The organism is Streptomyces sp. NPDC097640 (genome assembly GCF_040302705.1).
Taxonomy (GTDB): domain Bacteria; phylum Actinomycetota; class Actinomycetes; order Streptomycetales; family Streptomycetaceae; genus Streptomyces.
In genome coordinates, this window is the sequence record NZ_JBEOSB010000008.1 from 297969 (window position 1) to 317926 (window position 19958).

16 protein-coding genes are annotated in these 19958 nt (G+C 69.8%); 6 read left to right on the top strand and 10 right to left on the bottom strand.

Features of this window, described 5'->3' with window-relative positions; translation table 11 throughout:
- Window positions 1-103 precede the first annotated feature (103 nt).
- Window positions 104-547: a hypothetical protein gene (locus ABTY62_RS15280; RefSeq protein WP_352129857.1), complete on the top strand. Its 444-nt coding sequence runs from the start codon at window positions 104-106 to the stop codon at window positions 545-547.
- 228 nt (window positions 548-775) lie between these two features.
- On the top strand, window positions 776-1330 hold the full coding sequence (locus ABTY62_RS15285) for an SUKH-4 family immunity protein (protein ID WP_352129858.1): 555 nt from the start codon (window positions 776-778) through the stop codon (window positions 1328-1330).
- On the opposite strand, the gene ABTY62_RS15290 is transcribed toward ABTY62_RS15285, so the two are convergent.
- The 4 genes from ABTY62_RS15290 to ABTY62_RS15305 all read right to left on the bottom strand — a co-directional run bounded on the left by ABTY62_RS15290 (window position 1302) and on the right by ABTY62_RS15305 (window position 5147).
- On the bottom strand, window positions 1302-1526 hold the full coding sequence (locus ABTY62_RS15290; RefSeq protein WP_352129859.1) for a hypothetical protein: 225 nt from the start codon (window positions 1524-1526) through the stop codon (window positions 1302-1304). The genes ABTY62_RS15285 and ABTY62_RS15290 overlap by 29 nt on opposite strands.
- A 139-nt stretch (window positions 1527-1665) precedes the next feature.
- Window positions 1666-3756 (bottom strand): tetratricopeptide repeat protein, encoded by a 2091-nt coding sequence (locus ABTY62_RS15295; protein ID WP_352129860.1) that lies wholly within the window; start codon window positions 3754-3756, stop codon window positions 1666-1668.
- Window positions 3753-4163: a hypothetical protein gene (locus tag ABTY62_RS15300; RefSeq protein WP_352129861.1), complete on the bottom strand. Its 411-nt coding sequence runs from the start codon at window positions 4161-4163 to the stop codon at window positions 3753-3755. The genes ABTY62_RS15295 and ABTY62_RS15300 overlap by 4 nt, the downstream gene beginning before the upstream one ends.
- Before the next feature lie 135 nt (window positions 4164-4298).
- On the bottom strand, window positions 4299-5147 hold the full coding sequence (locus ABTY62_RS15305) for a helix-turn-helix domain-containing protein (protein ID WP_352129862.1): 849 nt from the start codon (window positions 5145-5147) through the stop codon (window positions 4299-4301).
- Between the two features lie 546 nt (window positions 5148-5693).
- On the opposite strand from ABTY62_RS15305, the gene ABTY62_RS15310 reads away from it, so the two are divergent.
- Window positions 5694-6833, top strand: coding sequence for a methyltransferase domain-containing protein (locus tag ABTY62_RS15310; protein ID WP_352129863.1), 1140 nt, complete (start codon window positions 5694-5696; stop codon window positions 6831-6833).
- A gap of 91 nt (window positions 6834-6924) precedes the next feature.
- On the opposite strand, the gene ABTY62_RS15315 is transcribed toward ABTY62_RS15310, so the two are convergent.
- The gene (locus ABTY62_RS15315; RefSeq protein ID WP_352129864.1) at window positions 6925-7140 is read right to left on the bottom strand and encodes a DUF397 domain-containing protein; all 216 of its coding nucleotides are present in this window, start codon (window positions 7138-7140) and stop codon (window positions 6925-6927) included.
- Between the two features lie 277 nt (window positions 7141-7417).
- Between ABTY62_RS15315 and ABTY62_RS15320 the strand changes: the two genes are divergently transcribed.
- Entirely contained in the window at window positions 7418-7933 is a 516-nt protein-coding gene (locus ABTY62_RS15320) for a cupin domain-containing protein (RefSeq protein WP_352129865.1), read from the top strand.
- A gap of 76 nt (window positions 7934-8009) precedes the next feature.
- Complete coding sequence (locus ABTY62_RS15325; RefSeq protein WP_352129866.1) at window positions 8010-8378, top strand: hypothetical protein; 369 nt, start codon at window positions 8010-8012, stop codon at window positions 8376-8378.
- A gap of 50 nt (window positions 8379-8428) precedes the next feature.
- Here ABTY62_RS15325 and ABTY62_RS15330 read toward each other — a convergent pair whose 3' ends face one another.
- Window positions 8429-8626 (bottom strand): antitoxin, encoded by a 198-nt coding sequence (locus ABTY62_RS15330; protein WP_311728903.1) that lies wholly within the window; start codon window positions 8624-8626, stop codon window positions 8429-8431.
- Between the two features lie 321 nt (window positions 8627-8947).
- On the opposite strand from ABTY62_RS15330, the gene fxsT reads away from it, so the two are divergent.
- Entirely contained in the window at window positions 8948-12781 is a 3834-nt protein-coding gene (gene fxsT, locus ABTY62_RS15335; protein ID WP_352129867.1) for an FxSxx-COOH system tetratricopeptide repeat protein, read from the top strand.
- A gap of 95 nt (window positions 12782-12876) precedes the next feature.
- Here fxsT and ABTY62_RS15340 read toward each other — a convergent pair whose 3' ends face one another.
- The 4 genes from ABTY62_RS15340 to ABTY62_RS15355 form a co-directional block, all read right to left on the bottom strand.
- Complete coding sequence (locus tag ABTY62_RS15340; protein ID WP_352129868.1) at window positions 12877-16695, bottom strand: multifunctional oxoglutarate decarboxylase/oxoglutarate dehydrogenase thiamine pyrophosphate-binding subunit/dihydrolipoyllysine-residue succinyltransferase subunit; 3819 nt, start codon at window positions 16693-16695, stop codon at window positions 12877-12879.
- Window positions 16696-16989: 294 nt separating this feature from the next.
- The gene (locus ABTY62_RS15345) at window positions 16990-18243 is read right to left on the bottom strand and encodes a sensor histidine kinase (protein WP_352129869.1); all 1254 of its coding nucleotides are present in this window, start codon (window positions 18241-18243) and stop codon (window positions 16990-16992) included.
- Entirely contained in the window at window positions 18240-18980 is a 741-nt protein-coding gene (locus tag ABTY62_RS15350; RefSeq protein ID WP_311728899.1) for a response regulator transcription factor, read from the bottom strand. The genes ABTY62_RS15345 and ABTY62_RS15350 overlap by 4 nt, the downstream gene beginning before the upstream one ends.
- Before the next feature lie 100 nt (window positions 18981-19080).
- Window positions 19081-19824 (bottom strand): spermidine synthase family protein, encoded by a 744-nt coding sequence (locus tag ABTY62_RS15355; protein ID WP_352129870.1) that lies wholly within the window; start codon window positions 19822-19824, stop codon window positions 19081-19083.
- Window positions 19825-19958 lie beyond the last annotated feature (134 nt).

Consider the following 19958-nt stretch of genomic DNA (forward strand, 5'->3'; position numbering starts at 1 on the left):
CCTGATTCCGGCCGGTCTTGCGGACTGTTTGGTGGTCTCACCACATCGTTCACCGACTTGGGCAACCGAACCTCGACGCGCATGGGGCGGTAATCTCTGGGCAATGGGCGTTGCGCGGCAGGTCAGGACGGAGCCGGGGTCGGAGAGAGATCCGAGTCTGCTGTCGGTGCTCGGGGTGTTTATCGTGCTGGCCGCAGTACTGGAACGCTGTCTGTCGCTGTTCGATGGACCGAAGACGTACATACTCTGCGATGACCTTGTAGAGCTGTCCAAACGACTCGACCAGGAAGCAAGCACGAACCGGTGGCTCCTGCTGGCCGGCCTCGTGCTGTCCGTGGCGGCACTGGTCATCTCACGCGTACGCCGCGGACGAGCTCTTCCCGTGCTCATGCTGTCTTCGGTTCTGATCTTGGTGGTTCTGGCGGACGACTACGCGGCGCGCGCGGATGACGTCGCGCTACAGATCTCTACATCCCAGACTTGCGACGAACCCACAGACCTCTACGAAACCTCCCGAGGTTGGTTCAACTGGAATCCACTCGGCTAGGGCCCCTGTAATTCTCTTTGGCTCACGTTGTGTTGATGGTTCGTGGAGTTGGCAGTGGCCTGGGGTCGATGGTGGGTCAGTAGGCCGACCTGCGTGATTTGGTCAGCAGTCCCGACGTGGGTGGCAGGTCAGCGGCGCGCCAGCCGATCCGCGTAACCCTGGGGGACCGATCACTGGGGACCGGAGCCGCTACGGTGAGCCGGCCGACACCCGGCTGAGGAGCCCGCGATGGTCACGCACGAGGAAGTGGCCGAGGCGTTCGGCGACGACTGGGTCATGCGGATGCCGCCCGAGGTGGCCGGGCGGCGTGTCTCCCGCGAGGCGGACCGGCGCGTCCTGACGGAGATCGGCCTGCCGAAGATGTTCACGGATCTGCTGGTCTTCGGGGACATCGCGACGGACGAGCCGCGTGCGGTGGCCTCGGTCTTCTCGAGCGCCGCCGAGGACCGGGTGGACTTCGGGGACGACCTGGTGATCGCCAGCGGCATGGGCGGCCTCACCTGCCTGTCGGGCAAGGACGGCCGGGTCTACTGGTACAAGCCGGGCGACGCGAAGCGCAACGGCGCTCTGATCAACAGCACGCTCGAGCGGTTCGTCGAGACGCTGTACGAGGTCTGGCTGCTCCTGGCCGACCTGCACCCCGAGGACGAGTCGGAGGTCGGCGAGCTGCTGCGGGCGCTGATCCCCGAGGTCGGCGGGATCGACCCGCCGTCGTTCGAGAGCCCGGTCCAGTACTGGCAGCTGCTGCTGATGTTCAGCCTGCGCTCGATCGCCGCGGAGTAGGGCCTATCGCGAGCCGACGTACCTCCTTGAGGAAGAGCTCGCGGTTGTCCCGGTTGGTCTGTGACTTCGCCTCGCCTCCTCCGAGGCCAGCAGGGTTGTCGGCCGCGTCGGTCGGGTTGGGGTGGCCGAGGCCGAGTGCGGCGCCGCCCAGCGCGGTGACGGCGATGGCGTGAGCCCGCAGGATCGCCAGGCTCACTCGGCCGGGAGCGGTAACTACCACCCCATACGGGACAACCTTGGCTTCGTCCCAACGTCCTGAGCAAGTCGCTGTGCTGGTCGCGGTCCGTTGGGCGTGCTCGTCCAGGTGCTGTTCGCGCATCACTGCTGTTGGTGCCTCAACGAGAAGGGTGCGGAGAGGCGTTTCTTTGTGAGCGTCGATGTTGTTCCAAGAGGTCCTTGGCGAAAAGTGTCCAGGGATGAACTGGCCCAAGCGCTCCGGTTCGTCTTTCCACAAGGTTCTCCGCGTGCTCGATAGCCTCCGCGTATTGGCCTAGTGCTGCCAGAATCATGCTGAGTGTTGCCCGGGAGTTCAGCGCGATCGGGTAATCAGGGCCGAAGCGTCGCACATACTCCGCGAAGGCGGAGCGAATGTGTGGTAGGGCCTCCGCGGATCGCCCTCCTTGATGGAGAGCGTATGCATAGTTGAGCTGTGTATCAAGCGTGATGGAATGGTCTTCTCCGACCTCACGAAGGCAATCCGCGACCAGGGCCGAGCCTGCGGCTACGTCGGTCGGCCGGGTGGATACCTCCAGGAGAGACGACCTCGCGAGAAGCGTAAGGGGGTGCGTAGGTCCCAAGGCTTGGGTGTGGCCCTCGGCCGCTCGACGCATCAGCGAGGTGCCATCCTGCTCTCGACCAAGGTTGAAGAGTGGACCGGCTAGCTTCAAACAAGTTTGCAGGGTATCCGGTGCTGTTGGGCCTAGGATGCGTTCGCAGTCTTCCAGCACGTGCAGATATAGGGCCTCGGACTCCTCGAATCGGCCAAGCCGAAAAAGGGCCCGCGCCACACGCTGACGCAACCTGATAACCAAGACATGGCTCGCGCCCAGCCGGGGAGTTACCAGCTCCACAGCCTCGCTGCCCAAGCTGAGAGCTGAGGCGTAGTCGCCAGCTCTGTGGACAGCAGTCACAAGACGTAGCGCGCACTCCGCCGCCGCTTCCACTGTCGATTGACCAGATGCCCAATTCGCTGTTCTCCGCAATAGCGCGATCACATGCGGCGCGAGCAGGTTCACCCGGGGTTCCTGCGCCCCTCGGTCGGGCACCGCCGGCAAGGCAGCGAGAAGTAGGCGGGCGGCTGCGGCCGAGAGCTGCTCGCGCTGGTCAGCAGGCGTGGTTCGGGCCACGCTGTCGAGGAGTACGCCGTGGGTGCGCAGGCAGCGCATCTCCCCAGAAACGAGCTCGGTAAGGGAGTGATCAAGGAGTCCGCGCAGCGCTGATTCCACGCGAAATGCCGGGAGTACCGGGTCGAGTTCGGCCCCGGAGAGAACCGACAGTGGCAACGGATCGCTGGACCAGCAAGCGAGGAGGCTCAGAAGGCGCCCCGCTTCGGGCAGGCCTTGGGTGGCGAGGGCATCGAGAGATAGCTGCCAGGTGTGGCTGAGACCGGAGCCGCCGCCGTCCAGTCGGCGACTGTAGTCCGCGAGAGTCCATGGGTCGATCACCTGGTGGGCAAGGAATCCTCCGGCGAGGGTGAGCGCCAGGGGCAGTCGTCCGAGGCGGTCGGCCACCTCCCCGGCGTCTTCGACCGACCCGGCATGTGGCGCGAGGTCGCGGAGAACGAGAGCGGCATCCTCGCGTGGAAGTACGCCGAATTGAAGGAGTTCGGCGCCGGGCCACCAGTGAGCTGCTGCTTGCCGGGTTGTGACGACGACAGTGCCGGCCGGACTGGTACGCAGCCAGCCACCGTCGCGGAGGATGGCGGGGGTATCGGCATTGTCGAGGACCAGCAGCCAGGGCTCGTCGGAGTGGTCGAGGTAGTGCCAGACGAGGTCGGCGGCGGGGCGCAGTCCGCTACGTGCCCCCACCAGTTCACCGTCGGTCGCTCCGCGGTCGGCTGCGACGGCGAGCATCCCGGACCGCAGAGAGGCGGGATCGGACGCGTTGACCCACAGCCCGAGTCGACCGGCCTCGCCAGTGGCGTGGTGGAAGAGCGCGTAGGCAACAGCGGTCTTTCCGCATCCGCCCAGGCCGTGGAGGACGTAGACGCGGTTGCCGACGCCGGGTTCAACGGCGGCGCGCAGCCGGTCCATCTCGCCCACCCGGTCGCGAAGCACTGCGGGAGCACGGCCGACCGCCGGGCGGCGTACGGAGTCGGGCCCCGACCAGTCGGGGGCGTGATGGTGGTGCTCGATGATGTGCTGGTCACCGGAGGCTTGGTAGACGCGGCCTTGGCCATCGGCCCAGGCGTCATTGCGGCCGCTCACTGCTGGCCGAAGTTCTGGTCGCGGCCGGCCTGGTAGACCCGGGCCTGACCTGAGGCGGTGGCGTGCTGAGTCACCGATGGACCTTCGGGCGTTTGCGGGGCCAGTTCGTTCAACAGCGTCCGCAACGCCTCCATCTCCTCGGGATGTGTCACGAGCAGCCGCCGGACGCGCCCCTGCCACTCTGCGCCCAGTTCCTCGCGGGAGTCGAGGTCACCATTAGCCTGCGCAGCGAGCAGGTCGCTGCGCGTCGCGTCGAGCTCGGCGGAAATTGCGTCGGCCCGGTCCGGCTGAGCGCGGCGCCACAACGAGGCGAAGCCTTCTCTGACGCTCTGCCACGCCTCGGTTGTCAGCATCGTGACCAGGGTCGTCCCTGCCGTACTCGCCAGCGCGACCATCTCCGGATCCACGAACTTGCCCCCTCCGACCAGCCACTATCCGTCGCCTCAGACTAGCCAGCGAGGCGGGCGACCGCACCGCAGCCCGGGCGACTGATCTTTATTCGGCTCGAATGCTGTAGCTGGACGTGCGCCAGACATCCGTGCTCAGATCCGGGGTGGTTGGCATGGCTCGCAGACCTCCATGACCGTTCGGATCAGCCTTGCGGATTCCTCGGGTGGCAGGGCGTACGCCCGTAGCTCATCGTAGGCCCGCTGGCGCTCCTGCACGGAGCCCTTTTCCTCGTACAGATGGCCGACATCGATGCCCTCTTCGTACGCCACGGTGAAGCTACCGGGGACGCTGAGGAGGGTGAGTGCTCCGCCGCTCAACCGGTGTGCGCCATGACTAAAGGGCAAGATCTGGATCTTGGTGTTGGGAGTGTCTGCCAGAGACAGTAACTTGGCTAGTTGCTTGCTCATGACCTCCGGCCCGCCGATCTGCCGCCAGATCACTGACTCGTCGCAGATGGCCCATACGTGAGGGGGCTCTCCGCCGAGCAGACGCTGATGACGGCTCATGCGCGCAGCGACCCGCTGCTCGATCTCCTCCTCTGTCGCGGCGGAAGCGCCAGCCCGGAGCAGCGCACGTGCGTACGCCTCGGTCTGCAACAGGCCCGGCACCAGGGACTCCGACCACTCTTGGACAGCCTCGGCCCGCGCCTCGAAGTCCAAGTACCGCCGGTACTTGTCCGGGTGTACCTCGTGCCGCGCCAGTTCGTACAGCCTGGTGAAGTGGCCGTCTGTGCCGAACGCTGCGTCCAGCTTCTCCGACAGGCCCTCCGGGATCATCGACTCCGCCGTCTCGATGCGCCCCAGGTGCGGCTTGCTGTACTTCAGGACCTCGGCCAGCCGGGCCAGGGACATGCCCGCCTCGCCCCGTAGGCGGCGCATCTCCGAGCCGTAGAAGTGGCGGACTGATCGATTCGGGTTCAGCGGCCTCGGTTGGAACGTCATAGATCCTCCCCTGTCTGCTCCTGAACGGGCTTAACGACGGAGCGACATGCGCTGTCTCTCACCCAACCGCGAGACAGCGTCCCCCTGTCCAACAGTACGCACTGAGCGCGACGCTCACACTGCACACGGTAGTCAGTGCTGGATAACGGCACGCAAGGAAAGCAGGTTCGGTGAAGGACGGCCGTATCGAGCAACCGCTCCGCAATCTCCGTCTGATCAGGTCCGCGATGACGGTCACGGTCTACAAGATGAACCCCACGACACGATCGCGGACGGAAGTCTCCTCGTGGTCGTGCCCGCCGATGGCTTACGGCGATCCCTTCAGCCTGTCGTCCGTCTGGCCGCCGTGCGAGTGTCCGCGCTGCCGACAGCGGGGCAGGTGACCCCGCCTGGAGCAGTGCGTTGGAATCGACGAAAGGAAGGAAAGCCGATGGGCAGCCACGGAAAGCCACCAGCCCCCAACCCTCAGCCGAAGGAGCCGTCACCGCGTGACAGCGACAGTCAGCACCCCGATGTGTCGAATCCTGGGGGCGGGACGCACCGCAAATGACCCTCGATGAACTGCACGTTCAGGCCGCCGAGACCCTCGACGGCCTGGACGGGTTTCCCGAGCCCTGGATGCGCGAGACCTTCCTCAAGGTGCCGCGCCACGTGTTCGTACCCGACACCGTGTGGGTCTGGCGGGAGGACGCCTACCGGCCGGTTCGCGCTTCCGACGAGCCGGACACGTGGGCCTCGTTGGTGTACGACCCGGGGCACCCCTTGGTCACACAGGTGGACGACGGGCAGGTCGTCGGCGGAGACGCGGACGCGCTAGGGGCCCTGCCCACCAGCTCGATCAGCGCCCCGAACGCGGTGTTCACCATGCTTGCCGCCGCCGATGTATGCCCCGGCCTGAAGGTGCTCGAAATCGGCACCGGCACCGGCTACAACGCCGCGCTGCTCTGCGAGCGGGCCGGGGAGGCGAACGTCGTATCGATCGAGGTGGACGCCGGGCTGGTGGAGGGGGCCGTTCGTCGGCTGGCCGCAGCCGGGTATCTGCCGCGCGTGGTGGCGGGCGACGGGGAGCGCGGTTGGGCGCGCGGCGCACCGTACGACCGGGTGCTGTGTACGGCGTCGCTGCACCGCGTTCCGTTCGCGTGGGTGGAGCAGACCCGGCCCGGTGGCCTGATCGTCACCCCGTGGAAGACGACGCTCCAGCCTCACGGAATGGCCTGCTTGCGGGTGTCGGAGGACGGCGGCTCCGCGAGCGGACACTTCGGGCACCCGATGTCCTTCATGGATCTGCGGGGTCAGCGTCGGCCGGAGTCCCCGCTCAAGGACGTGTACGCCCCCGAGTCCTGGGAGGAGAGCCGCGGCAGTCATACAGACCTCGACCTGTCGTTCCTGGACGACAACTTTCACGCACGGTTCGCGCTGGGCCTCCGGCTTCCCGGTGTGCATGCCGACCGGGAGGGCGACGCGCGGTGGTTCGCCACGGCCGACTCGTGGGCTTACGTACGCGACGGAAGCGTCCAACAGTGGGGCCCGCGCGACCTCTTCGCGGAGGTGGCGGGCGCGTATCGGTGGTGGCGGGCCGCTGGTGGGCCAGAGCTGTACGAGTTCGGGCTCACGGTGACCGCTGACCGGCAGGTCGTATGGCACGCGGACCCGGATCATGGCCATCAGTGGGAGCTGCCCGCCTGAAGTGGTGGTCGCCCGACCAGGACGCGGACACGCCGATGCCACGGCGTGTCCGCGTCTCGTATCCACTACGAAGTCGCCCGCGGTTCAGGGCTCAGGCGGCGTGGAACTCCCCGCGCTTGACGGCCTGCACGAACGAGGTCCAGGTTGCAGACTCGAAGACCAGGGCCGGGCCCGCGGCGTTCTTGCTGTCGCGGAGGGGGATTATCCCGGGTATGCCTTCGGCGACCTCTATGCAGTTGCCCCCTTGGGTGTTGCTGTAGCTGGACTTGCGCCACACAGCCGTGCTCAGGTCCGGCGTGGTTGGCATGAGTCGCAGACCTCCATGGCGGCTTGGATCAGCCTCGTCGATTCCTTGGGCGACGGTCGTACGCCCGTGCGAATGGTAGGTCTGCTAGTGCCCATCTCGTAATAGATGTGCGACGGAAGCATTCAACAGTGAGGCCCGCGCCACGGCCGGGGAGCTGCCGCCGCCCGCCGAATTGACCCATGGAATCGGCGCCTGAATGAACCATTCAATGGGTCTTTTGGCGGCCTAGCTTTGTTGGTGTCAAGGGGACAACCGCCACAAGCAGCTAGGAGCCACCATGAGCAGCAACACCACCACCGCCGCCGCCCCCTTCCTCGTCCGCGCCGAGCGGGCCGAGACCCTCCAGGACGGCGCCACGAGCCTGATCACGCTGCTCGCCGACGCGGGCGTGACCGGCGGGGCGCTGACCGCCAACAAGGCGACCTTCGAGAAGGGGTCCCCGGGGGCTCCGGCGCACTTCCACACCAAGGCCACCGAGATGTTCTTCGTGCTCGACGGCACCATGCGCATCCTGGTCGGAGACGAGGTGCACATCCTCGGCAAGGGCGACTTCCTGACCGTGCCGCCGACCGTCCCGCACGCGTTCGCGCCGGCCGCGGGCAGCACCGCGGAGCTGCTGGTGGTGTTCACGCCGGGGCTGCACCGCTTCGACTACTACCGGCTGTTGGAGCGGGTGTACCGCGGCGAGGCGAGCGTGCGGGAGATCCGCGAGAGCTCCGAGACGTACGACAACCACTACTTCGAGAGCCCGGTGTGGCAGGACGAGCTCGCCGGGCGCCGTACTGCCAACTGAGCCACGCGTGTTACTGTGCCCGTCCGCGCTCCGGTCGCCATCGTCCCCAGGCGGAGCAGGCTCGCGAAGGACCGGTATGAGCGCGCCCAGCCCCTTCTTGGTCGTACCCGCAACGCTGTGGACCGTGGCGGCCGCCGTCTCGCTGATCGCGGCGATTGCGCTTTCCGTACGAACCAAACGTCGGGGGGCGGCTCCCGACGGCTGGCATCCGTTCGGCGCGGGCTTCCCGGTCACCGCGATGGCAGCGATCACCGGGTACGCGGTCGCTGTCGTCGCCACGGATCACTTCTATCCCAGCACCGCCGCCTTCAGCGTTCTGTGGCCCGCCATGGCCGCCGTGGCCCTCGCCTATGTCGCGGGACGACGCGCCCGCGGCTGGCCTCAGTGGGCCACGGCGGCCTTCGCCGCCGTGGGAGCGGGCCTGTACGGCGCACTGCCGATATGACGGGGTGGGCAGGGATCGTCCGCTGAGTTTCCGGGCTCGTCCCGAGCGGATCAGTCCTTCTTCTCGCCCAGCTTTTCGACGAAGCCCTGAGCCTTGTCAACCGCGGTGTCGATCTTGTCGCTGTGCTTGCCGCCGGTCTTGTCATCGACGAAGTCGCCGACCTTTTCGAGCCCGTCAGAGATCTTGTCGCTGTGGGCTTCGGCGAGGTCCTCTGCCTTCTCCTTGAGGTTCTTCAGGGCGTCGAACATGTGCGGGCCTGTCTCCTTCGGTGGACTGCCTGGTCAGGGACATGATCCCACGGAGGGCGCGGCGGACAAGAGCGAGCCGGACGGACGCTCAGTCCACCGTCCGCTCCAACAGCCAGCCCACCAGGGCTCGTACGGCGCCCGAGACCGCGGCGGCGGCGAGGGCGAGGAGCGGGCGGGGGGTGGGGCGGTTCGCGGGTGGCATGAGATGCGTCCTTCCGTGCGGCCGGTCGGTTCGCCGGGTACGTTCACCTTGCGCGGGGCGCCGGGTGTTGCGGCAGGTGTCACGCGTTGCCGAGTCGCCGCAACGGGGGAGGGGCGTGCGTGGAGGACGAGGACGGGGAGCCGCGCGGGGAGTTGGTGCCGCTCTCGGGGGACACCGGGCGGGTCGGGGACCTCAAGCCGATACCGGACCATGTGGAGCCGTCCTGCGCCGAGTTGGCGGCGGGGCTGCGCGGGCTGTTCGGGGCGGTCGGGGTGTCCCTGCGGGTGTTCGCGCTGCGGGTGCACTGCGACCCGGGGACCGTCTCGCGCTATCTGAACGGGACCGTGGTCGCCCCCGCCGAGTTCGTGGACACGCTGCTGACCCACGCCGCCAAGGCCACCGGACGTCTCGCCTCGCCCGAGGTCGTCGCCCATGTGCACGGCCTGCAACGGCGGGCGTTGCAGGCCACCAACAGGTCCCGCTGGGAGCTCCAGAACCTGCGTGACCAGCTCGCCGACGCCGACCGCCGGCGCCAGCAGGCCGAGGTGCGCGCGGAGGCGCTGACCGAGGCGTTGCAGGCGCGGAAACAGCGGATCGCGGAGATGGAGCTGGAGCAGCGGCAGCTCGCGGTGTCGATGTCGGTCGAGCGCGATGGCCGCGGCGCCGAGGTGGAAGTGGAGCGGGGTGAGCAGCAGCGGTTACGCGGTGAACGGGACCGGCTGAAGGAGGAGGTCGCCCGGCTCCAGGGCGAGTTGGAGCATGCGCGGCGGCAGGCGCTGGAGGCCGAGCGGCGGTGCGAGGATCTGGAACACCAGCTTCAGACGGGGGAGGAGGCGGCGGCCGAGCAGGCCGGGGCCGAGGACCCCGTGGCGCACCGGCTGTGGATGGCGGAGGAGCAGGCCAGCGCCGCGGAGGACCGGGCCCGGCGGCTGGAGGGGGAGCTTGCCCGGTTGCGGGGCGAGGAAGACGGTCGGGCCTCCTCCTCGCGGGACCGGGTGGTCGCGGTGCGGCACGGGGACGCGGTGCACGTGTCCGCGCCGCCGGGTCCGGGCCCGGCCGGCGGGCCCAGGGCCGGGCTCCCCGGCCATCTGCCCGTCATCGTGACGTACGCCGGGCCCAACCGCCCCTGGGCGACCTGGGTCGCTCAGCGACTGGAGGCGACGGGCGTCGCGCGCGAGGAGATCACCGTCCGGCGCTGGGATCCCGCGGCCGAGCCGTCCCTGGACCTGCTGATCGACGATGCCTTCCATCTGTTGCTGCTGAGCGAGCATTTCTTCGCCCCCGACTCGGCCCCCATCGAGGCGGAGTGGGAGGCGGCGCTGGGAAGGGGCGCCGTACGCGCGGACCGGATCGCCGCCTTCGTCGTCAGCGGTCACCCGCTGCCGCTCGTGGTCGCCCGGCTGGGGGCCGTCGGGCTGTTGGGGGTCGACGAGGAGGAGTGCGAGTGGCGGCTGTTGCGCGGGCTCGGGGGGAGCGGGACCCCGGCCAGGGCGAACGGTGATCGGCAGCGGTCCCGGCTGCCCGGAGACCCGCCCGAGCTGTGGGACGGGGTGCCGCGCCGCAACCCCCGCTTCACCGGCCGGGACGCCCTCCTTGAGCGGATCAACGACCGTCTGCGAACCGCCCCCGCCGAGGCCGCGGTGTGCGCGCTCGTGGGGCTGCCGGGCATCGGCAAGACCCAGCTCGCCACCGAGTACGCGTATCGCTTCGGCGCCGAGTACGACGTGGTGTGGTGGGCCGCGGCGGATGACCGCGGGGTGCTGGAGGAGCGGCTCGGCGGGCATCTGGCGCACCTCGGCAAGGACGTTCAGGGGTACGCCGCCTCAGCCAGGGCCGGGGCCGCGCTGGACAATCTGCGCCGGGGCGTGCCGTCCGACCGCTGGCTGCTGGTGCTCGACGGCGCCGACGCCCCGGAGGCCGTCGCCGATCTGCTGCCGGGCGGGCGCGGGCATGTGCTGATCACCTCGCAGAACCGCGGCTGGGCCGACCACTACGTCGAGCTGCTGGAGGTGCCGCCGTTCAGCAGGGACGAGAGCGTGGCGTTCGTACGGGCCCGCGCCCCACGGCTGGGCCGCGAGGACGCGGACGGGCTCGCCGCCGCCGTGGAGGACCTGCCGCTGCCGCTCGACCAGACCGCGGGGTGGCTGGACGGCTCGACGATGCCCGCCGAGGAGTACAGCCGCAGGCTGCGCGAGGGCGGGACGGTGCCGGTGAGGTCCGGGGCGGCGTACCCGGAGCCGTACGCCTCCGCGTACAAGGAGCTGATCCGGCGGCTTCAGGCGCACTCACAGCTCGCCGCCGATCTGCTCCAGCTCTGCGCGGTCTTCGGGCCGGGCCCGGTGCCGCTCGCGCTGCTGCGGGCCGTTCCGGGAAAGCTGGTCTCCCCGGCGCTGGCGTCGCTGCTGGAGGACCCCACCCACGTCGAGGTCACCATCGCCAGGCTGGTGCAGCACTCCGTGGTCCGGCGGGAGGCGGAGGTGCTGCATCTGCACCGCTTCGTCTGTGACGCGGTGCGCAGAAAACGGCCTGAGGACCGCCGGGAGAAGGACGCCCGGCTCGTCCGCCGTGCCCTCGTCGCGGCGCGCCCGGGGTGGCCTCAAGAGCCTGCCACCTGGCCGCGTTACGCCGAACTCATGCCGTATCTCGACGGGTTGGGGGCGTCGGAGTCCGCTGAGGCCAGGGGCGAGACGCGTCCGCTGCGGCGCGACTGCCTGACGTATCTGACGCTCAGCGGTGATTACGCGACGGCCCTGCGCCTCGTCGACAAGGAAATGGACGTCACGGACTGGGAGCTGACCCTGTGCCGCACCGCGCTGCTGCGGGCGACCGGGGACTACGCCCGGGCCGAGCGTCTTGACCGGGCGCTCCTGGGGCAGTTGAGCCACCCCAGCGCGCTCGCCGCGATGAACGCGCTCTCCGCCGACCTGCGGGGCCTGGGCCGCTACGCCGAGGCGTACGAGCTCTGCCGGCGCCAGTCCGACTTCCACCCGGTGCTCGACCACCGTAAGGAACTCCACAGCCAGGCCGAACTGGCCGCCACGCTGCGGGCGCTCGGCCAGTACGGAAAAGCGCTGGAGCTGGACAAGACGGTCCTGGGGCGCCGGAGGGGGATCTTGGGGAGCGACCATCTCGAGACGCTCACCTCCGAAACGGACTACGCCTGGGATCTGTTGCTGACGGGCCGCTATGCGGACGCCCTGGCCCACCAGTCCCGCAGCGTCGAGCGGCACCACGCGGCTGTGGGGAGCGAGGCCCCGCACACGCTGGCGGCCGAGTGCGCGCTGGCGATGTGCCGACTCAACCAGGGGAAGGAGGAACTCGGCACGGTCCAGCTCGCCGTGGTGCTGGAACGCGCGCGGCGGCTGCTGGGCGAGGCCGCGCCGCTGTCCCTGATGATCGCCTCCCTCTACTCGTGCGGGCTGAGGCGGACGGGCCACCTCGAAGAGGCGGGATCGCTCGGGAATTTCGTCCTGGACGCCTACCGGGTGACCCTGGGGGAGTCGCACCCCTACGCCATCGGGGCAGCGGCGAACAACGGGCTCGTGCTGCTGGAGCGGGGCGAGGGCGCTGCGGCGGGGGTGGTACTGGACACGGCGCTGACCGATATGACCGCGGCGCTCGGTGAGGATCACGCCTGGACGCTGGGGGTCGCCGTCAACGCGGCCGCCGCCTACCAGGCCACGGGCGGCCAGACGCACGCCTGTGCGCTGAGCCGGGGGGCCGCGCGGCGGGCGGAGACGGTGCTGGGCCAACTGCATCCGCTGACCCTGGTGGCGCGGCTCGCGCTCGCCGCGGGCCTGCGGGAGATCGAGGGCGGCCGGGACGAGGCGTGGGCGATCGAGCGGGCGGTCATCGACGATCTGCAGGCTGCTCTGGGGCCGGATCACCCTCAGGTCACGGCGGCACGCGAACACGTCCGCATCTTGTGGGACTTCGCGCCGCTGCCCGTCTGACCGCCGTACGGGACCCGTACGCCGGAAGGCCCGGTCCCCGCATCGCGCGGGGACCGGGCCTTCCGTACAGCTACAGCTGACAGCCTCAGGGCCGGTCAGATCTCGAAGACCTCGTTGACCAGCGCCTGCTGCTCCGCCTGGTGCCGCTTGTTCGACCCCACCGCCGGGGACGAGGAATGCGGCCGGGACACCCGGACGAGCCGCTCGGAGGCCGGCAGGTCCGCGCCCACCGAGAGCTCCAGGTGGTCGATCAGGTTGAGCGCGACGAACGGCCACGCACCCTGGTTCGCCGGCTCCTCCTGCGCCCAGACGAACTTCTGGACGCCGGAGTACTTGGCGATCTCGGCCTGGAGCTCGGCGCCCGGCAGCGGGTACAGCCGCTCCAGCCGGATGATGGCCGTGTCCGTCGCACCGCGCTTGCTCTGCTCGGCGGCCAGGTCGTAGTAGACCTTGCCGGAGCAGAAGACGACCTTGCGGACCGCGGCCGGGTCGACCGTCTCGTCGCCGATGACCGGGCGGAAGGAGCCGTTCAGGAACTCCTCGGTCTTGGAGGCCGCCGCCTTCAGACGCAGCATCGACTTCGGGGTGAAGACGACCAGCGGCTTGTGGTGCGGGTTGTGGACCTGCCAGCGCAGCAGGTGGAAGTAGTTCGACGGCAGCGTCGGCGCGGCGACCGTCATGTTGTTCTGCGCGCACAGCTGGAGGAAGCGCTCGATGCGGGCCGAGGAGTGGTCCGGGCCCTGGCCCTCGTAGCCGTGCGGGAGCAGCAGCGTGACGCCGGAGGTCTGGCCCCACTTCTGCTCGGCCGAGGAGATGAACTCGTCGACGATCGTCTGCGCACCGTTGACGAAGTCACCGAACTGGGCTTCCCACATGACCAGCGCGTCCGGCCGGGCCAGCGAGTAGCCGTACTCGAAGCCCATCGCCGCGTACTCGCTGAGCAGCGAGTCGTAGACGTTGTAACGGGCCTGCTCCTCGGACAGGTAGAGCAGCGGGGTGTGGTCCTCGCCGGTCTGCCGGTCCACCAGCACCGCGTGGCGCTGGCCGAAGGTGCCGCGGCGGGAGTCCTGGCCGGCCAGGCGGACCGGGGTGCCCTCCATCAGCAGGGAGCCGATGGCGAGGGTCTCGCCCATGCCCCAGTCGATCGTGTCGTCCTCGATCATCGCCGCGCGCCGCTGGAGCTGCGGGTACAGCCGCGGGTGGACGGTGATCCGGTCGGGGATGTTGACCTGGGACTCGGCGATCCGCTTGACGACCTCCTGGCTGACGGCCGTGGTGACCGCCACCGGGAACTCCGCCTGCGGCTCGGGGACCGCGGTCGGGGCCGGGTGCGAGGTGGCGTCGCGGACCTCGGTGAAGACCTTCTCCAGCTGGCCCTGGAAGTCCTGGAGCGCCTGCTCGGCCTCTTCCAGGGTGATGTCGCCGCGACCGATCAGGGACTCGGTGTAGAGCTTGCGCACCGAGCGCTTCTTGTCGATCAGGTCGTACATCAGCGGCTGGGTGAAGCCGGGGTTGTCGGTCTCGTTGTGACCGCGGCGGCGGTAGCAGATGAGGTCGATCACCACGTCCTTGTTGAACGCCTGGCGGAACTCGAAGGCGAGCCGCGCGACGCGGACCACGGCCTCCGGGTCGTCGCCGTTCACGTGGAAGATCGGCGCCTCGATCATGCGCGCCACGTCGGTGGCGTACATCGAGGAGCGGGACGCGGCCGGGGCGGCGGTGAAGCCGACCTGGTTGTTGATGACGATGTGCACGGTGCCGCCGGTGCGGTAGCCGCGCAGCTGCGACATGTTCAGCGTCTCGGCCACCACGCCCTGGCCCGCGAAGGCGGCGTCGCCGTGCAGGGCGACGGGCAGGACGGTGAAGTCGGTGCCGGCCTTGCCGATGATGTCCTGCTTGGCGCGGACCACGCCCTCCAGGACCGGGTCCACCGCCTCCAGGTGGGAGGGGTTGGCGGTCAGCGAGACGGCGATCTGCTCGCCGTCCAGGCCGGTGAAGGTGCCCTCGGCGCCCAGGTGGTACTTGACGTCGCCGGAGCCGTGCATCGACTTCGGGTCGAGGTTGCCCTCGAACTCGCGGAAGATCTGCGCGTACGACTTGCCGACGATGTTCGCCAGGACGTTGAGGCGGCCGCGGTGGGCCATGCCGATGACGACCTCGTCCAGGCGCGACTCGGCGGCCGCGTCCAGCACCGCGTCGAGCAGCGGGATGACGGACTCGCCGCCCTCCAGCGAGAAGCGCTTCTGGCCGACGTACTTGGTCTGGAGGAAGGTCTCGAACGCCTCGGCCGCGTTGAGCCGGCGCAGGATCCGCAGCTGCTCGTCGCGCTCCGGCTTGGCGTGCGGGCGCTCCACGCGGTCCTGGATCCACTTGCGCTGCTTCGGGTCCTGGATGTGCATGAACTCGATGCCGGTGGTGCGGCAGTACGAGTCGCGCAGCACGCCCAGGATGTCGCGCAGGTTCATCATCGTCTTGCCGGCGAAGCCGCCGACCGCGAATTCGCGCTCCAGGTCCCACAGGGTGAGCCCGTGCTCGATGATGTCCAGGTCGGGGTGCTTGCGCTGGCGGTACTCCAGCGGGTCGGTGTCGGCCATGACGTGGCCGCGGACCCGGTAGGAGTGGATCAGGTCGAAGACGCGCGCGGCCTTGGTGACGTCGTCGTCGTGCGAGACGTCGATGTCGCGCAGCCAGCGGACCGGCTCGTACGGGATCCGCAGCGCCTTGAAGATCTCGTCGTAGAAGTCGTTCTCGCCGAGCAGCAGCTGGCTCATGATCCGCAGGAACTCGCCGGAGGCGGCGCCCTGGATCACCCGGTGGTCATAGGTGCTGGTCAGCGTCATGACCTTGGAGATGCCCAGCTTGTTCAGGGTGTCCTGCGACGTGCCCTGGAACTCGGCCGGGTACTCCATGGCGCCGACGCCGATGATCAGGCCCTGTCCGGGCATCAGCCGCGGCACGGAGTGCACGGTGCCGATGCCGCCCGGGTTGGTGAGGGAGGCCGTGACGCCGGTGAAGTCCTCCATCGTCAGCTTGTTCGCGCGGGCGCGGCGGACGATGTCCTCGTAGGCCTGCCAGAACTCGAAGAAGTTGAGCGTCTCGGCCTTCTTGATCGCCGCGACGACCAGCTGGCGGTCGCCGTTGGGCTTGACCAGGTCGATGGCGAGGCCGAGGTTGATGTGCTCGGGCTTGACCAGGGTCGGCTTGCCGTCCTTCTCGGTGAACGAGTAGTTCATCGAGGGCATCGCCTTCAGCGCCTGCACCATGGCGTAGCCGATCAGGTGCGTGAAGGACACCTTGCCGCCGCGGGCGCGCTTGAGGTGGTTGTTGATGACGATGCGGTTGTCGAACAGCAGCTTCACCGGGACGGCGCGCACGGAGGTGGCCGTCGGCAGCTGGAGGCTGGCGTTCATGTTCTTCGCGACGGCGGCGGAGGGGCCACGCAGGGTGACGTACTCCGGGCCTGCCGACGGGGCGGCCGGCTCGGCCGCCTTCGCGGGCGCGGCCTTGGCCGGTGCAGCCTTGGCCGGCGCGGCGGCGGCCGCGGCGGGCTTCGCCGGGGCCGGGGCGGCCGGGGCCTTCGCGGCCGGCGGCGCGGCCGGGGCGGGCTTCACCGGAGCCGGAGCCGGAGCCGGGACCGGAGCCGGAGCCGCGGCAGCGGTACCGGCCGCCCCCGCGGCGGCCGGGCCCGGCGGTGCTGCGGACTCTGCCACGGCAGAGGTGGTGTCCTGGCCCGGCTTGTAGTCGGCGAAGAAGTCCCACCAGGCTCGGTCGACCGAGTTCGGGTCCTGGAGGTACTGCTGGTAGATCTCGTCGACGAGCCACTCGTTGGGACCGAACGCGGCGGCAGGGTTACTCCCCTGACCGTCCTGCTGGTCGGTCGAGACGCTCGAACTGTTGGGGGACTGTGGCGACACGGCGGCAACCGCCCTCTTCCGCTTCCTAAGGTGGTGGACAGCGGGAATAAAGGCTACGCCTCTCAGGGCCTTACGTGCAGGCCGCACTGGTCATCGTCGCGCAAGTCACATTGATCGGCTGGTTTCGGGGCCTGAGGTGGCGGGAATCACCGCTGGTTCGGACCGGCGACAGGAACGCTGAAAAGCGCCCACACCCGCTCGGATGTGCGCGTCCCTCGACGTCTGTGCGCCTTCGTTGACGACTTTACGTCAATTTTGATCTCTGTGGGGGTGCGGTTCGCACTAGAGATCGCCCTAGAGATCGGCGCGTCCCGGCAGGCTGACCTTGATCCGGCAGCCGCGGGGGGACTCGGCCACGCCGATCCGGCCCCCGTGCAGATCGACCGCCCACCGCGCGATGGCGAGACCGAGCCCCGTACCGCCGTCGCTGCCCTGCCCCGGCCCGCGCGGCGCCCCCGGCTCGCCGCCCTGCGCGGACGGGCCGCCCCGGTTGAAGCGCTCGAAGACCCGGTGCCGCTCGGCCTCCGGGATCCCCGGGCCCTCGTCCAGCACCTCCAGCTCCAGGCTCTCCGGGCCCTCGCCGCGCCGCGCCCGCACCGTCACCCGGCCGTGAGCCGGGGAGTGCTTCACGGCGTTGTCGATCAGATTGGCGACGACCTGGTGCAGCCGCTCCACGTCGGCGTGCGCGGACAGGTCGGACGGGAAGACGTCCAGGTTGAGGTGGACGTCCTTGCGGGTGTGCGAGCCCGAGCCCCCGTACGCGCCCTTGGCCATGCCCGCCTCCTTGAGGATCCCGGCCAGATACGGCCAGACCTCGAAGCGCCGGGCGTACAGCGGCACCACACCCTTGTCCAGCCGCGACAGGTCGAGCAGCTGTTCGACCAGCCGGCCCAGCCGCTCGGTCTGGCGCAGCGCGACGCGCATCGTCTCCGGGTCGGCCTCCGAGACCCCGTCCACCACGTTCTCCAGGACCGCGCGCAGCGCCGCGATCGGGGTGCGCAGCTCATGGGAGACGTTCGCGACCATCTCCTTGCGCTGGGTGTCCACCGCCTCGAGATCGGCGGCCATCCGGTTGAAGGAGGTGGCCAGGGCGCCGAACTCGTCGCGCCGCTCGGCCGCGCTCACCCGCCGGGTGTAGTCGCCGTGCGCCATCGCCCGGGTGACCTCGGTCATCTCGTCCAGCGGGGCGGTCAGGCCGTGCGCCACGAACTGGGTGATCAGCAGCGAGGCGATGATCGAGAAGATGGTGATGATGCGCAGCTCGGTGTCGGAGTGCATCGCCGCGAACACCAGCAGCGTGGTGATGATCACCGAGCCGATGACCAGCGCGCCGAGCGCGGCCTTGACCGACCGGTACGGGTCGAAGGGCTTCAGCGCCTCCCACAGACGGTCCCAGTGGCGGGCCCAGGCGGCGCGCCGGGTCTCCGGCCAGATCCCGCGCCAGACCCTGCGACAGACCCCGAGCCAGCTCTCGCGCCAGCTCTCGCGCCAGGTCTCGCGCCAGGGCCCGCGGCTCCAGACGGCCGTCCGGCGGCCGGATGGCCTCATGCCGCCGGGGTCTCCAGGGCGTATCCCACGCCGTGCACCGTACGGATCCGTTCCGCGCCGATCTTCCGGCGCAGCGCCTTGATATGGCTGTCCACGGTGCGGGTGCCCGAGGCGTCAGCCCAGTCCCAGACCTCCGCGAGCAGCTGCTCGCGGGAGAGCACCGCGCGCGGCGTATTGGCCAGGCAGACCAGCAGATCGAACTCGGTCGGGGTGAGATGCACATCCGTGTTGCGCACCCGAACCCGGCGCTGCGCGTGGTCGATCTCCAGCTCGCCCAGGCGCAGGATGCCGCTGCGCGGGGTGTGCGCGGCCAGCGCCGCCCGCTCGACGCGTCTGAGCAGCACATGCACCCGCGCGGCCAGTTCGCGCATGGAGAACGGCTTGGTCATGTAGTCGTCGGCGCCGACCCCCAGGCCCACCAGCATGTCGGTCTCGTCGTCCCGCGCGGTGAGCATCAGCACCGGCACCGGCCGCCTGGCCTGCACCCGGCGGCAGACCTCCAGGCCGTCGAAGCCGGGCAGCATCACGTCCAGTACGAGCAGGTCAGGCTGCCAGGCCTCGGCCGTGTCGACGGCCGCCGGGCCGTCCCCGGCCGTCTGCACCTGGAACCCCTCGGCGCGGAGCCGGGCCGCGATGGCGTCCACTATGGTCGGGTCGTCCTCGACGACCAGCACCCGGCGCTGTGCCCCCGGGGTGGTCGTGGCGGCCCCGTTGTGGCTGCTGTGAGTCTGCTCCATGCGCCCGCCCCTGCTTGTTCCGTGAAACCGCGGCTCTGGCTGGTCAATTGCCCGGCCGCGCGCGCTGGCAAGCAGCGTAAAGGCAGCGTACGCGGCTCGGCTACGCGCCTCGAACCGCGAGGTGAACGACGTCCGGGACACCTCGGGCAACACTGATCTCTTCCGTCCGCACCCCTACGAACCCGGCATTCCGGAGTGCCTCCTCGAACGCGGACGAGGGCTGGGCGGACCACACGGCGAGGACCCCGCCGGGGGTGAGGCGGGCCCGGCAGGCGGCGAGACCTGCGGGGGAGTAGAGGCCGCCGTTGCCCTCGGTGACCGTCCAGTCGGGGCCGTTGTCGATGTCCAGGCAGAGGGCGTCGTACGGCGCCGCCCCTTCGCCGGCACGGAGATGGGCGACCAGATCGGCCCGGATCACCTCGGTGCGCGGATCGGCGAGCGCGGCCGCGGAGATCCGCCCCAGCGGGCCGGTGCGGTGCCAGTCGACGACCGCCTCCTCGCGCTCCACCACCGCGATCCGCCCCCACCGCGGCTCGGCCGCCGCCTCGGCCAGCGAGAACCCGACGCCGAGGCCGCCGATCAGCAGCGCCGGCGCGCTCCGGCCGGCGGGCAGCGCGTCCAGCGCGGCGCGGATCAGGAGCCGCTCGGAGCGGCCGTCGGAGGTGTCCATCAGGAAGCACCCGTTCGCGATGATCTCGAAGACCGGCGCCGGGGCGGCGGGGCCCCCGGCCGGACCCGTCCCGCCCCCGCCGCGCCGCCGCAGCACCACCTCGCCGTACGGGCCCTCGCGCCGGTCGAGGGTCACGGGGCGGTCGGCGTCGGCGGTGTCGTACGGCGGGAACACGGGGCGGGTCCTTCCGGGTGAACTCGGGATGCGGCCGAATCTACCGGGGCCCGACCCTGGGACGGCGATCCTCGCTGCGGCCTCACTGTGGCCTGCTTCACAACCGGCGCTCAGGCGACATGAGGTGCGGACCG